This window comes from Actinophytocola sp. (assembly GCF_009379765.1).
GTDB lineage: Bacteria > Actinomycetota > Actinomycetes > Mycobacteriales > Pseudonocardiaceae > Actinophytocola.
This window is the reverse complement of sequence record NZ_WHTD01000063.1, coordinates 1-13,438: the sequence shown is the minus strand read 5'-3', so window position 1 is coordinate 13,438 and position 13,438 is coordinate 1. Positions and strand designations below refer to the sequence as shown.

The following is a 13,438-nucleotide window of genomic DNA, read 5'->3' as shown; positions in this document are numbered from 1 at the left end:
CCGGAGCCCGAGGACTTGATCGTTCGCAGACGCGCGACGCGCGGAAACAGAAGGGAATGTGATGAAACACCACCACCACCATGATGACGACTTCGAGGAAGTTAGCGGCTCGGCTGTCGCCGGTCGTCTCGAGAACGGAAAGATGGTCGTCGAGCGGCCACCTACCGAGTACCAGAAGTACATGGCGGAACAGGGCATCCCGATCTACGAGGCGCCCGGATACCATGACGTCAGGGAGTTGGAACTGAAGCCATGGGACCGCCTGGGTGGCAATGCCGCCTTCCTGGTGCCCGACGGCACCGTCGATCTCCTCGGAATGCACGTCATCGAGATCCCACCCGGGGAGGCACTCGCGATCGATCGCCACATCTACGAAGAGAAGTACTACGTCGTGGAGGGCGAGGGATCCACCGAGGTGTGGGCCACGGGCAGCGATGTCTGTCAACGGTTCGAGTGGCACGACGGATCGCTGTTCGCGATCCCGATCAACACGTCCTTCAGGCTGATCAACGGCGGACGGAAGCGCTGCCTCCTGATCGTCGGAAACACGTCGCCCTTCATCATGAACATTTTCGAGAACCGCGACTTCGTGTTCAAGAACGACTTCGCGTTCACGGAGAGGTACTCGGGTTCGGCCGACGCCTACGATCCCGACTTCAAGCTCCTGAAGACCGCGGAGCTCCAGCGCGCTATGTGGCGGACCAACCTGATCCCAGAGATCGCCAACTGCGAGCTTCCCCTGGACAATCAGCGTTCCCCGGGCTTCCGGCGGATCGAGCCCAACATGGCAAACGGCAACTTCACGACGTTCATCGGCCATCACCTGCCTGGTCGCTACTCCAAGGCGCACACCCATCCGTCGTTCGCCGTGCTGATCTGCATCAAGGGCCAGGGGTACACGTACAACTGGCCCAGTGGGTGTGGGCCGACACCGTGGAAAGACGGGCACGCCGACCAGGTCAAGCGGGTGGACTACATCGCAGGTGGTCTGGTGGCTGCGGCTCCCGGCGGCGGGAACTGGTTCCACCAGCACTTCCCCACAGACAAGGACGGGATCAGGATGCTCGTCTTCATGGGTGGGGTGCCGAACCTTCAGTACCAGGAGTACTCCGGCAGGAACCGCCGGCGCGTCTGGGTGAATGCCGACCTCCAGGACGGTGGCAGCTCGATCAGCTACGACACGGAGGATCCCTTCATCCGTGAGGAGTACCAGCGCGAGCTCGCAAAGACGGACATACCGTTCGACATGCCTCAGGAGGTGTACAAAGTCTGATGCCAGTCCTCATCGAGACCGAAGACGAGTTCGATCTCAGTTCGGTGGGCTTGGACATCGGCTCCGCGACGACTCATTTCACGATTTCGAAGCTGACGGTCAAGAAGGTCGGTCCCAGGTATGTAGTGATCGACCGTGCGGCAACGTTCGAGTCTACAGTGCTGCTGACCCCGTACCGGTCGGACAACGAGATCGACGGTGAGGCCCTTGCCGACTTCTTCCACGCGGAGTTCGAGCGGGCAGGGGTCCGGCCGGCGAACATCGATACTGGCGCGCTCATCCTGACCGGCGTCGCGCTGGAGCGGGAGAACGCTCAGCAGATCGCGGCGATTTTCGCCGAAGAGGCAGGCAGGTTCGTCTCGGTCAGTGCCGGCGACGAGCTGGAAGCGATGCTCTCGGCTCAGGGGTCAGGCGCCCTCGCCGCGTCGAGGGAACGCGGGATCAAGATCGTGAACATCGACATCGGCGGAGGCACGACCAAGGTCGTCGTCTGCGACTCGGGCGACGTCACCGGCAGTGCGATCTTTGACGTGGGCGCACGCCTGGTCGCCGTCGACGACGAGGGTCGGGTGACCCGGACCGAGCGGTTCGGGCTCCTGGCGGCCGAGGCGCTCGGCATCGATCTACGGGTCGGAGAGCTCCTCGAGGAGTCGGACCGCGCCCGCATCGCGGCCTTCCTCATAACCCAGCTGATGACTCAGCTGGTCGACGGGGAAGCCACCACTGAGCTGCCGATCAGGCGGGCAGGAAGCAACCCATCCCTCCGTGACGTCGATGCGCTCACGCTCTCCGGTGGGGTCAGCGAACTGTTCCGAGACGCTGCTCACCGTGACTTGGGCGATCTCGGAGTGGGGATGGCGGCGACACTTCGCGAGGAGCTGGGTCCGGTCGATCTCCCGATCCTTCCGCTGAGTGGGGGCATCAGAGCGACCGTGCTCGGTGCTTCGCAGTACACCGTCCAGGTGAGTGGAAGCACGATCTACGTCTCCTCGGCCGACGTACTCCCTATTCGCAACGCGCCGACGCTGGTCCCGCTCTTCGACCTCTCCGACGAGCAGATCAAGCCGGAGCTGCTGGCCACCGAGATCAATGCGTTGATCCGCTCCCGAGGGGTGGCTCCCGAGGAACCGGTCGCTCTTGCCGTGCGCTGGAGGGGTTCGGCGACCTGGGATCGCTTGCATGCGGTCGCTGCCGGCCTCTACGAGGGGGTCGGTGGCTCCCGCTCGGGATCGGTGATCCTGGCCTGCGATGACGATGTGGCGCGGCTACTGGGTAGGCGTCTGAGCGAGATCGACCCCGACCTGCCCGTGGCGTCGGTGGACGGAGTCAACGTGTCCGAGTTCGGCTTCCTCGACATCGGCTCGTTCCTGCCCGATTCCAACTCCGTTCCCGTCGTCGTGAAGTCGCTGGTCTTCTGACCACATCGGCGCGACGTCGTGCGCTGCTCAGGTAGGGGAGCCGTGGGCGGAGATGGATCGCGCGACGACCAGACCTGCCACCGCGCGGCCGTCGGCAATCGCCTCCAGCGCCGTACGAGGCGCCAAGGCATCGCCGACGAGGTGGATGTCACCGGCGTACCCCGCGTCTCGCAGGTCCTGGGCCAGGGTGTCGTCGGCAGTCCGAGCTTGCGCGGTGATCACCGTGCCAACCTCGGGAATCGGCTCGCGATCACCTGACACCACATCTACCAAGGACAAACCGTTCGGGCCGGCCTCGACCTTGCGCATCAGGTGCACCCGCGCGCGGCCCTTCCTCAGGCGATCGAGGAGCCCGAACTTGGAGTAGAGCGTGACCAGCGGCGCCAGCTGGTCATTGCTGGTCACCAGCCGGACGTCCACACCAGCCGCGCAAAGGTCGGACGCCAAAGCCACAGCCGGCCATCCGCCCAGTTCGTCTTCGACGAGCACGGCCGGCTGCTCCCGGAGTGCGGGCAAGGACCGGACTGCTTCCTCGATGTCGAGATGGCGGACGCCAGCCAGCGGCGCGAGCTCTGCCTCTCGGCTGCCCGTGGCCAGGACGACCGACGCGGGGGACGTTCGGATGACCGTCGTAGCTGAGCACGACGTGCCGAAGTCGATATCGACTCCTAACGAACGCGCGAGGTCGAGCTGGTCGTCGACGGCGCGCCGCCAAAGCTCGCGACCACGGACCGAGGAGGCGAGCCTGAGCTGGCCACCCGCTTCCAGTTCACGCTCGACCACCAGCACACGAAGCCCGGCCAGCCGGCACTCGATCGCTGCCTCGAGCCCGGCCGGTCCGGCGCCGACCACGAGCACCAGGTCCGACGTCGGGCCTGACTCGCCGCTATCGACTTGATCGGTTCCCGAGGGGAGCCGGGCCGTCAGCTGACGGTAGCGATCTGTCTCTGCTTCGAAGCCGACCCCGGGATTGACCGTGCAGGTGATGGGCACGCCGCGCTCCAGGTTTCCCAAGCAGCCCTGGTTGCACGCGATGCAGTGCCGGATCGTGCCCGAGTTCCCGTCGAGGTGCTTGCGCACGATGTCGGGGTCGGCGATGTGTGCCCGGGTCATCCCGACGAGGTCTGCTGCGCCCTGCTCCACGAGCTGCTCGGCCAGCTCCAGGGTGTCCACACGGCAGGCGATCAGCACAGGAATGTGGGGGAAGGCAGTCCGGAACCGGGCACCGAAATGCCTGAACGGAACAGCCGGGTACGACATGTCGGCCACCTGCGTGGTCAGCGAGTCCGACGAGTCGGTGTAAGCCGAATGGCTGACATTGAGCAGATCGACCGGGGCCCCCTCCACAAGGTCAGCGACGATCTCGAGCATGTCCTCGACGTGCAACCCGTCGTCCACGAACTCGTCTGCCGAGATTCGCAGGCTCAGCGCCGTACCGGTGGGAACACTGCTGCGGACCGCCTGCAAGACCTCGCGCGGGAACTGCAGCCGGGCCTGTGAGGATCCGCCGTAACGATCTCGTCGGTGGTTGCTTGCGGGAGAGAGGAACTGTTGCAGGAGAGTGCCATGGCCGAGCTGCAGTTCGATCCCATCCGCGCCTGCGGCCGCGATCCGGCGCGCAGCGGCACCGAACTCCGCGACGATCGTTGCTGCCTCGCCGGTGCTGAGCTGATGCGGCATGGGGGCGAAGGGCCGCCAGGGTATCGGAGACGGAGACACCGGCGGATTGCGTAAGGTCCCGTGCACGCGTCCGGTCTCCGACAACTGCACGAAGAAGCGCGCGCCCTCGCTCCTGATGCGTTCGGCCAGCTCGGCGAACCTCGGGATGCATTCGTCGCGTGAGGCAGACAGGCGGTTGGGGATGTCCGAGGCTGGGCGCACTCTGACTCCGCTGCTGATGATGAGCCCGACGCCCCCCCGTGCCCGAGCGGCTTGGTACTCGATCAACCGTGCGGACGGGTAACCATCGGCGTCGGCGAACAGGGTCGTGTGCGCCGTCGTGGCGATTCGGTTGCGCAACCGGATCGGTCCCACGGTGGTCGCTGTCAGGACCCTCACCAGAAGCCTCCTGCCGGCAGCTGATCAGTTGACGAGTCCCCATCGACCCTTCCCCATGGCCACGCGTCAGCAGCCTGCTGGGCCGAGGTCGCCGAGGTCGTCTCCAGATACGTGGCGATGACGTCGGCCACTGCCTGCGGGCGCTGGTCGAAGACGAAGACTCCACCGGCGAGATCGACGTGCTCGCCTCGAGGGACGAGGACAGCAGCTGAAGCTTGGTTCCTCCCGAGCCAGTCCCCGTCACAAGCGACGAAGAGCGTCGGCACCTCGATCGCGCCGAGACTCTCCTCGATGTCGTGAGAAAACGAGATTCGATACATGGCGGCGTAGTTCTCCGCACGGAGGGTGTCGATCAGTTCTCGAGTGTGATGCGCAGGATCCATGCCGGCCACCCCGGGTGGCAGTGCCTCGCGGGCCAGGTCACCGAGGCGATGCCACTCGTGCAGCACATGGGTGGCATCGGCATCGGGTGCGGGGTCGACGATGCGCTTCTCCACGAAGCGCTCACCTCGCAACGTCTTGTCCGGGTGATAGGGCAGGTTCACCAGGGCGACCGCCCAGAGCCCTGGGACGTGTCTTGCTGCCAGCATCACCGACTGACGGGCTCCGTTGTGGTGACCGACCAAGGCGAAATCATCGAGCCCAAGGGCCTCGATGAACTCGACGAACGTGTCGCCGAAGTCATGGATGCCGGCGTCGGCCGGCAACGGATCCGTCGCCCCGAAGCCGGGCGTGTCGGGGGCGATGCAGCGCAGTCCCCTGGCGGCGAGCAGAGGCATCACCGCCTCGTACATGGCCGAGGAACTGGACACTTGGTGCAACATCAACACGGTTCCGCTCTGCTCACCGCTTGGCAGCACCTCGCGGTAGTGCATCTGGCCGTGACGGAGGTCGGCATACCGACGGCGCACAGACGTCATGTGGTCGCTCCTGAGGTGTTGGTAGCCGTGATTCGCACGTCTACCCCGTTGGTCGCCATCCGCGAGAACGGGCAGTCCTGATGTGCGGTCTCGATCAGGTGGCCGAGCTGGGTGTCGTCGACTCCGGTCGCCTGCACCGAGATCTCGGCCGAGAGGCCCCACTTGTCGTCGGCCGTGCGGCCGAGCGCAACCGCCACGGTGACCATGGAATCGGCGAGGGGAAGCTCCTCTCGACGAGCCACGGCCACCAGGGTGCTTTGGAAACATGCCGACCAGCCGGCTGCCAACAGTTGCTCCGGGTTGGTGCCCTGCCGCGAACCGGGTTTCGCCAGCGTCAACGAGAGCTGCCCGTCCTCGGACGTGACCGTGCCGTTCCGGCCTCCCCGAGCTGAGACGCTGGCGGTGTAGAGGCGGCTCGTCAGCGCGCGGCCATCGTCACTCATCGCCAAGCCAGTCCAAGATCAGGTCGGCCGTTTCGTCGGGAGCCTCCCAGAAGTGGAAGTGTGCCAACCCCGGCAGCAGCTTGGACTCCGCATTCGGGATGGCTGACGCCAGGTGGCGGGCCTGGTCGACATGTGAGCCGGTGCCACCGTTGGTCGTCTCCAGCTCGCCGACCAAGACCAGGGTCGGCTGCTTTATGTTCTCCAACAGCTCGGTGGTCTGGTGGAGCTGGCGGGCGTAGGTGAGTCTGATGTAGTCGCCCGCGGACGTCGCGTTGGCCTCGAAGGCCTGGGTGAACTCTTCATATCCCTGCTTGTCGGCGCTGGAGAACCCCACCTCGCGCATCTCGTGCTTGAAGTGCTCGATGATGCCCATCTCGGCGATCTCCACTGCGACTTGGAGAGGCACTCCGCGGGTGACGGTGAACTCGCCGCCGAACTCTCCGGGTCCAGTGGAGTCCAACACGAGCTTGCGGACCAGTTCAGGACGGTCCAGGGCAACCCACTGGGCGACCCGGCCACCCATCGAGTGGCCGAGCACGTCCGCGGTCGTGAAACCCAGGTGGTCGAGGATCCCGATGACATCCGCTGCCAGATCCCGCGTGGTGAAGGGCTCGGGGGTGGACGGCGTACTACCGGTGCCCCGGTAGTCGTAGGTGACCACGGTGCGCCGTTGCGCCAGTCGTTCGATCCACCGCGCCGGCCAGGTCGAGGCTGGGACACCGGTGCCGTGGATGAGCAGCAGGGGGAGCCCGTTGCCCTGAGTGTGGTATGCGGTGTCGATGCCGTTGATCTTCGCGATGGTCATGTCGACCTGCACGGTTCCTCCAGGAGTTGATTGACGGTCCAGGATTGGACTAACTCTCGTATGGACTGACCAATCTATGCTACGTTGGATCACTCACGTCGGGCAGTGGCTGCAGGGAGGTTCCGATGACGCATCGAAGTCGTCACCAGGCATCGAGGACGCCGCGTCTTGGGCGTAGTAGTGACGGTGACGAACGCGAAGTCTGATTCATGACGGTCTTCTGGGACAGTCTTGCCCCACTCGCGGACCCGAAGACGATCATCATCTTGCTGATCGCCATGGCCTTGGGTGCCCTCGTCGGGTTCCTTCCCGGGCTGGGCGTCATCACGACCATGGCCCTCCTTCTGCCTTTCGTCACCGACCTGGACGTCTATCAGGCGTTCGCGCTACTTCTCGGCGTCTATGGCATCACCGCCATCACCGGGGATCTCACCGCGGTGCTGATAGGTGTTCCGGGTCAGCCGACTTCAGCGCCTTTGGTCCTCGACGGGTTCGAGATGACCAAGGCGGGGCAGCCCAAACGAGCGTTGGGCGGTGCCATCTTCGCCTCCGTCGTCGGCGCCATCGTCGGTGCCGCCGTGCTCGGTGCCTCCCTCCCCATCTTGCGGCCTCTGGTCCTGAAGTTCTCCTCTCCAGAGATCTTCGTCCTGATCCTGCTCGGTCTCACCATGGTGGGTGGCCTCAGCGGACGCGCGATCCTCAAAGGCGTCACGGCGGGCTTCTTCGGACTGCTGCTGTCGACCGTTGGGACCGAGGCGCAAGCGGGGCTGCCACGATTCACTCTGGGCCAGGACTACCTGCTCGACGGGCTGGCCATCGTTCCACTCGCCATCGGAGTCTTCGGCATCCCCGAAGTGCTGAGCTTGGCGCGCAGCCGCAAGAGCATAAGCAGAGTCTCTTCGACCGTCTCCGGCGAAAGCGGTGACTCAGTGTGGGCAGGGCTGCGCGACACGGTCAAGCACAAATGGACCGTGCTGCGGTGCAGTGTCCTCGGCGCCTTCATCGGCACCGTGCCAGGGCTGGGAGGTGACGTCGCGGCGTGGGCTGCCTACGGCCATGCCATGCAGACTTCGAAGGAGAAGGAAAAGTTCGGCCGCGGTGCAGTCGAGGGAATCCTCGGCCCGGCCGCTAGCAACAACTCTCGCGAGGGCGGAAGCCTGATTCCGACGATCGCCTTCGGAGTGCCAGGAGGCGCGGCGATGGCGGTCCTGCTGGGTGCCTTCGTCATGCTCGGTCTGCGCCCCGGGCCCGACATGGTCGGCACAAACCTCGACGTGACGCTCTTCATGATCTGGGTGCTGGTGATCGGCAACATACTCGGCGGCGTGGTCTCGTTGCTGATGATTCGCTACATCACCAAGGTCGCCTACATTCCCGGAACCCTTCTGGTCCCGTTCATCGTCGCCTTCATCTTCATCGGCGCGGCTGCGGAAACGGGCCAGTTCGCCGACGTGGTAGTGGCGGTGCTGTTCGGCCTTCTCGCCGTCCTGATGCAAAGGGCGGGTTGGCCGATCATTCCGATGGTGCTCGGCTTCATCCTCGGCCGCCAGGAAGAGAACTCCTTCTGGCTCAACGTCCGACTCTTCGGCTGGGATGCGCTGACCCGACCGATCGTCTTGATCTTGCTCGCGGTCACAGCGCTGACCGTGTGGCTGACCTATCGCAGCCTGTCGCGTTCGGAAACACCCACGTCGGAGGACGGCAGCCTTGGCTCGACGAAAGCGAGCTGGGCGAGCGTCGCGTTCGGAGGGTGCCTCCTCGGGCTCTTCGTCGTCACCGGCCTGGTCGCCTTCAGCTGGCCGCGGAACGCCGGAGGCTTCCCGCTCTTCGTGAGCGCGGTGGGTGCGACGATGGCCCTCATCCAGGTCGGCCGGGAGGCGGCTCGCCTCCGTCGTTCATCAGTTGACCAGGCGGGACTGCCGGCCGCCACCGCGTCAGAAGGTGTGCCCGGCAGCGTCGGGCTCGCCACGTCGCACGAGGTCGAAGCCGAGGTTTCTCATGCGCTCCACGACAGCATCGCCGGGGAGCACCCGTCCCTCGGTACGGTGGAGGTCGAAGTCGAGGAGCCCGCGGAAGGTGCCAACGCTCTGACGATGCTGTTGTCGTTGTTCGTGCTGCTCGCGGCATTCTGGGCGGTCGGCCTGCCTCTGGCGCTTGGCGCGTACACCCTGTACTTCCTGCTTCGCGTGCACGGTTCCGGGCTGCTACGAGCCGCAGTTGCGGCGGTGCTGACCGCGGGGTTCGTCTACCTGCTGATTTCGGTGGTGATGGACGGCATCCTGTTCGTTCCGCCGGGTCGCCTCTGGAGAACGGGCTAATCCGGCAGCCGATGACCCGACTGACCTGCCTGGCGCTCAAGACGCGACTGTTGCCGCCGGCACGCCGTGAACCTCAACTCAACTACCTGAGGGCCGGCCCAGTCGGGTCGACATCACCAACGCGGGCACAGCTGCCACGACACACGCGACGACGAGCCCAGCCGCGTCGGCGATGGCTCCGTTGAGCAGTGAGGCGATCGGTCGCATCCCCAAGAAGGCCGCGCCCCAGGCAGCCATCACTCTGCCCAACTCGGAGGGGTTGGCTCGTTGCTGTGCGAGAGAGGCGAGGGCTACCGCGGCGGTCATGAATCCGGCGCCGCCCAGCCCTATCGACGCCAGGACCAGGACATGGTCTCCTGCCGTCAGCCCGGCTGTCGCCACCCCGATCCCGATCAACGCCAGCCCGATGCTGCCCATGGATGTGAGACCGAGGGACTTGCGCACCTTGGACATTCCCGCGAATGCCAGCAAGGAGCCGATGCCGAAGCTCGATCCGATAATGCCCGCAAAGCCGGATGACTGATCAGCCTCGGCGGCCATCTGCGGCGCCAAGGTGAGAGCGGGGTCTGCCGCGAGCGCGACGGCGACGCCGGAGAGCAGGACGACGCGGATACCTCTGGTTCTCAGCAACGCCATGCCACCTGCTGACACCGACCCCGAACGCGACTCCCACTCGGGTCCGTGTGCACGGACGACGAGCCAGAAGGCCACAGCCGACAATGCCGCATTGAGCGCGAACGGCAACCATGATGCGGCAGCCACGACCAGCGCACCGCCCAGGCCCGGGCCGAGCGCTCGACCCACGTTGTAGCAGACGGAATTTAGAGCGATGGCCTCGTCGACTCGCCGTGGCCCGACCAGCTCGGGGAGGATCGCCTGACTTGCCGGCTTGGCGATTCCGTCGGTGCATCCCATCGCGAGTGCGATCAAGATGATGGCCAGGGGCGACTGCAGATCCAGGGCGACGAGCACGGCGAGCAGTCCTGCGGCGACAGCTGTGACAGCTTGCCACACGACAATGATCAGGCGCTTGTCGACGCTGTCCGCCACGCGGCCGGCAACAGGTGCCAGCAACAGGATCATCCCGAACTGTGCGGCGCTCACCATGCCGGTCACAAAGGCCGATCCGGTGAGTTGGTAGACGGTGATCGCGGCGGCAACGTTGTGCATCCACGACCCGATGGCCGTCAGGAAGGTAGAGATGAAGAACGGTCGATACGGTGTCCGGAACGCTGTATCGAACATCGATGGCTTTCTCGGGTGGGGCCATTGTCTGGAGCCCGACGGGGCTGGCCGTGCCGCATGGCCCCTGAGGCGGCGCTACCCCCGGCTCGTTCATCGAGCCGCGGAGCAGCGGAGTGCGGGAGTTCGTCCGCCCGAGCAGTCGCGGACTAGCCCCCGCTGACCTCGAGGAGCTCGTTGCGAGCTGGTTCCGACGGCTTCAGCGCACGGTCCATCACGGCCGCTGCTTCATCGCCGGGGATCGTCGGCTGGATCGCGCCGAGGCGCTCCTGGCTCAGCTCTGCCCAGCTGTCGTCGGCGACCATGGCTGCCCACGCCGACTGCAGGGCTTCCAGCGTCTCGTCGGGGGTGTCTGGATGTATGAGTAGCGGAGTGTCCAAGGCTTGCAGGCCGATGATCGCCTGGAACGCCTCCCAGGTCGGCCCCGTTGGGGCCTCACCCTTCAGGTCGACCAGGACCTCCTCGAGAGTCTTGGTGTTGGTGTCGGCCAGCAATTCGCTGGGAGTGGTGACCCCGTCGGCATCGAGGATCCCCCATTGGAAGATCGGCGTGACCTTGTTGAGCGGCTTGTAGGTCTGCCGCCAAGCGGCATCGCCGACTGCGACGATGTCCACCTCGCCGCGCTCCACTGCCAGCGCTAGGGGACCTTCGCCCTCGAACCCGAAGACGTGGTCGATATCGATGCCGAGGAGCTTGGCGGCGAGCTCGTTGCCCAGACCGGGGGCCGAGTTCGGCGCGTTGTCACCCACCACCCACTTTCCTGACGACTCGAGCAGTTCGTCGACCGTCGTCGCCTTGTCGCTTCTCACCACGAACAAGTTCGAGCCGGGCATGCTTCCCACCAGCTTCGCCTGATTCAACGGGTAGTCGTGGCCCGCTTCCTTCAGCAGCCAGCGCAGCAGTACGCCGACCGTCGGCACAACGATCGTGGTGCCGTCAGGGTCCTTGTTCTGCAGGACGTCCTTCATGGCGACTGCGCCGCCGCCACCGTCTTGGTTGCGCACCACGACCCGTGGTTTGCCCGGGGCGAACTTGGCGAAGTTCTCTGCCGCCAGACGAGCTCGGATGTCTGCCTGTCCGCCTGGCGGGAACGGCGAGACGAACGTGATCGTCTTGCCTGTGAAGAGTCCGTCGCCTCCGCCGGACGAGTCGTCCGAGCCACACGAGCTCAGCGCAAGCGCTGTGGTGAGTGCCACGATGGTCGCGGCCGCCGACTTGAACCTCGATGAAGCCATTGTCTGTACTCCCGGAGTTCCTGATCTGACGTGGGGGCTAGGCGTAGACGTACTTCGCGGGGTTCGCCGCGTAGTCGTTGTAGTTGCCGGGTGCTGTGATGCCAGGAACCTGAGGGATCCAGAGTTCCTTCAACAGCGAGTCGGGGTCGCCGTAGCGAGCCGCGGTCTCCCGGACCTGTGGCGCATCCAGAGCAGTGAGACGACCGTCCTTGATGACCGTGATCTCTTCGCCGGAGCGTGTGGTGATGGTGAGCGTGGCGAAGTTCAGGTGGACGTGCAGGTGCCCGTACACCAGACCCTGCTTTGCGGCCCAGTCCTCCTCCTCGCCGCCCCAGCGCGTGCCGAATCCCATGTGCACGACGCCGCTGCGACGGCGTTCGTACTCGAACCCGCCACTGGACAGGTGTTTGATGCTGGATGGGCGCTGGATGAGCGGGTGCGTACCGATGGCAACTTCCCACAGGTAGAAGAGCCCGGGTTCTGGGAAGCACGGGTACTTGATCGAGTTGGATTCCTCGAGCAAGTCGGTCCATGCCCTGCCGTACTCGCCGCCGCCGCCAACCGAGACGATCCGGCCCTTCTCCACCGTCAGCTCGATCTTGGGGTAGGCCTTTGAGAAGTGGCTCAGAGTTCCGGCGACGACACCACGGGCGTCCTCGTCGGGAAGGATCGGCGTCGGACCGTGAGCCAGCAGGTGGCCCCAGAACGGCTCGCTCCCGTAGCTGCGCCGAGTGCCGTCGAAGTAGTCCTCGTTGAGCGTGTAGGTGAGGTCGGTGCCTTCGGGATCGGTCAGGTGCACGGTGCCACCAAGCCCCGTGGAGTGGAAGGGCTCCCAGGCCACCTCGTTGATCAGCGTGTGCAGCTCGCGGGGGTAGGTGGTCGCCTCGTTGACCAGGTGTTCCAGCGAGAGCCACGGGATCGCCTCGTAGCGGAAGGGGGTGTTGGGAATCCCGCCGCCCTTCTTGTGGACGAGCAGGTCGTACTTGCCGTGCGCGGCCAGCTCTTGCACCCTGGGGACAGCATCCCAGCGGCGTGGGTTGAGCCGTCGATCCTCGCGTCGGATCAGCACTCCGAGCTCGTCCAGCTCGTTGAACTCTCGGTCAGGGCCGATGTCGACCACCACGACATCGACGCTGGCGCCCCGACGGCGCAGAGCATCCGCGATCGGAGTCACGGCCTCGTACTCGTACTGATTGTCGATGCCGATGAGCACACGATCACCAGGGCGTGTCTGCCCGTAACCGATGAATCCGGCCGCGGTTCGACGGATCTCCTCCTCACCCGCGAGGAAATCCGCCACCGAGTCGGCCGTCAGCTCGGTCGGTTCGCCACTCGAACAGCCAAATCCTGAACCGCCAACTGGATGCCCCTCATGGTCCACGCCGCACATACAAACTCCTCGCTGCGAAGTTAACTGCTGACCCACGGAGCGGCCCCCGAATCGGTCTCGAGCGCGCGCCTCCGCCTCTTTGGTTATAAGATCAGACCATTCTGCCAAAGTCAATCGGCTGCGGCTCGGCTGCGGCTCGGTCGTGGATCGCATGAGAATGACAACCGCATTTGGGATCTACTGACGTTGATCGCGATAGGGACCGCCCTTGCGGGCGGCCCCCCGCACAGATCCCAGCGTGCGGGATTACCGCACTGGGCTCCTGCCTCGGGTTCTGGCGTCGAAGCGCACGACAGGAAAGGGATGCCGGGGACGGGCGGGTGGTAGCCACCGTTT

The 13,438-nt window shown here is 65.3% G+C and carries 10 protein-coding genes; 3 read left to right on the top strand and 7 right to left on the bottom strand.

Annotated elements, in window-relative coordinates; all coding sequences use genetic code 11:
* Positions 1 to 61: 61 nt before the first annotated feature.
* Together GEV28_RS20055 and GEV28_RS20050 are read left to right on the top strand one after the other, a co-directional pair.
* Positions 62 to 1,273: a hypothetical protein gene (locus GEV28_RS20055; RefSeq protein WP_291413632.1), complete on the top strand. Its 1,212-nt coding sequence runs from the start codon at positions 62 to 64 to the stop codon at positions 1,271 to 1,273.
* Entirely contained in the window at positions 1,273 to 2,691 is a 1,419-nt protein-coding gene (locus tag GEV28_RS20050; RefSeq protein WP_291413631.1) for an ethanolamine ammonia-lyase reactivating factor EutA, read from the top strand. Before GEV28_RS20055 ends, GEV28_RS20050 begins: the two co-directional genes overlap by 1 nt.
* Before the next feature lie 27 nt (positions 2,692 to 2,718).
* Here GEV28_RS20050 and GEV28_RS20045 read toward each other — a convergent pair whose 3' ends face one another.
* The 4 genes from GEV28_RS20045 to GEV28_RS20030 are packed head-to-tail and all read right to left on the bottom strand — an operon-like array spanning position 2,719 to position 6,929.
* Positions 2,719 to 4,749, bottom strand: coding sequence for an FAD-dependent oxidoreductase (locus GEV28_RS20045; RefSeq protein ID WP_291413630.1), 2,031 nt, complete (start codon positions 4,747 to 4,749; stop codon positions 2,719 to 2,721).
* Positions 4,746 to 5,669 carry an alpha/beta fold hydrolase gene (locus GEV28_RS20040; protein WP_291413629.1) on the bottom strand — a complete coding sequence of 308 codons (924 nt, stop codon included), beginning with the start codon at positions 5,667 to 5,669 and terminating at the stop codon, positions 4,746 to 4,748. The genes GEV28_RS20045 and GEV28_RS20040 overlap by 4 nt, the downstream gene beginning before the upstream one ends.
* The gene (locus GEV28_RS20035) at positions 5,666 to 6,112 is read right to left on the bottom strand and encodes an Ohr family peroxiredoxin (RefSeq protein ID WP_291413628.1); all 447 of its coding nucleotides are present in this window, start codon (positions 6,110 to 6,112) and stop codon (positions 5,666 to 5,668) included. The genes GEV28_RS20040 and GEV28_RS20035 overlap by 4 nt, the downstream gene beginning before the upstream one ends.
* Positions 6,105 to 6,929: an alpha/beta hydrolase gene (locus GEV28_RS20030; RefSeq protein ID WP_291413627.1), complete on the bottom strand. Its 825-nt coding sequence runs from the start codon at positions 6,927 to 6,929 to the stop codon at positions 6,105 to 6,107. The genes GEV28_RS20035 and GEV28_RS20030 overlap by 8 nt, the downstream gene beginning before the upstream one ends.
* A gap of 197 nt (positions 6,930 to 7,126) precedes the next feature.
* Here GEV28_RS20030 and GEV28_RS20025 point away from each other — a divergent pair, with 197 nt between their 5' ends.
* Positions 7,127 to 9,235 carry a tripartite tricarboxylate transporter permease gene (locus GEV28_RS20025; protein ID WP_291413626.1) on the top strand — a complete coding sequence of 703 codons (2,109 nt, stop codon included), beginning with the start codon at positions 7,127 to 7,129 and terminating at the stop codon, positions 9,233 to 9,235.
* Positions 9,236 to 9,313: 78 nt separating this feature from the next.
* Here the strand turns inward: GEV28_RS20025 and GEV28_RS20020 are convergent, their stop codons facing one another.
* From GEV28_RS20020 to GEV28_RS20010, 3 genes are all read right to left on the bottom strand, one after another.
* Positions 9,314 to 10,480 carry an MFS transporter gene (locus GEV28_RS20020; RefSeq protein ID WP_291413625.1) on the bottom strand — a complete coding sequence of 389 codons (1,167 nt, stop codon included), beginning with the start codon at positions 10,478 to 10,480 and terminating at the stop codon, positions 9,314 to 9,316.
* 146 nt (positions 10,481 to 10,626) lie between these two features.
* Positions 10,627 to 11,712, bottom strand: coding sequence for a tripartite tricarboxylate transporter substrate-binding protein (locus GEV28_RS20015; RefSeq protein ID WP_291413624.1), 1,086 nt, complete (start codon positions 11,710 to 11,712; stop codon positions 10,627 to 10,629).
* Positions 11,713 to 11,749: 37 nt separating this feature from the next.
* On the bottom strand, positions 11,750 to 13,102 hold the full coding sequence (locus GEV28_RS20010; protein ID WP_291413623.1) for a hypothetical protein: 1,353 nt from the start codon (positions 13,100 to 13,102) through the stop codon (positions 11,750 to 11,752).
* Positions 13,103 to 13,438 lie beyond the last annotated feature (336 nt).

Coding starts and splice junctions, on each gene's coding strand:
- GEV28_RS20015 (WP_291413624.1), bottom strand. CDS start 11,712: ATGGCTTCATCGAGGTTCAAGTCGGCGGCCGCGACCATCGTGGCACTC.
- GEV28_RS20035 (WP_291413628.1), bottom strand. CDS start 6,112: ATGAGTGACGATGGCCGCGCGCTGACGAGCCGCCTCTACACCGCCAGC.
- GEV28_RS20010 (WP_291413623.1), bottom strand. CDS start 13,102: ATGTGCGGCGTGGACCATGAGGGGCATCCAGTTGGCGGTTCAGGATTT.
- GEV28_RS20050 (WP_291413631.1), top strand. CDS start 1,273: ATGCCAGTCCTCATCGAGACCGAAGACGAGTTCGATCTCAGTTCGGTG.
- GEV28_RS20025 (WP_291413626.1), top strand. CDS start 7,127: ATGACGGTCTTCTGGGACAGTCTTGCCCCACTCGCGGACCCGAAGACG.
- GEV28_RS20055 (WP_291413632.1), top strand. CDS start 62: ATGAAACACCACCACCACCATGATGACGACTTCGAGGAAGTTAGCGGC.
- GEV28_RS20040 (WP_291413629.1), bottom strand. CDS start 5,669: ATGACGTCTGTGCGCCGTCGGTATGCCGACCTCCGTCACGGCCAGATG.
- GEV28_RS20020 (WP_291413625.1), bottom strand. CDS start 10,480: ATGTTCGATACAGCGTTCCGGACACCGTATCGACCGTTCTTCATCTCT.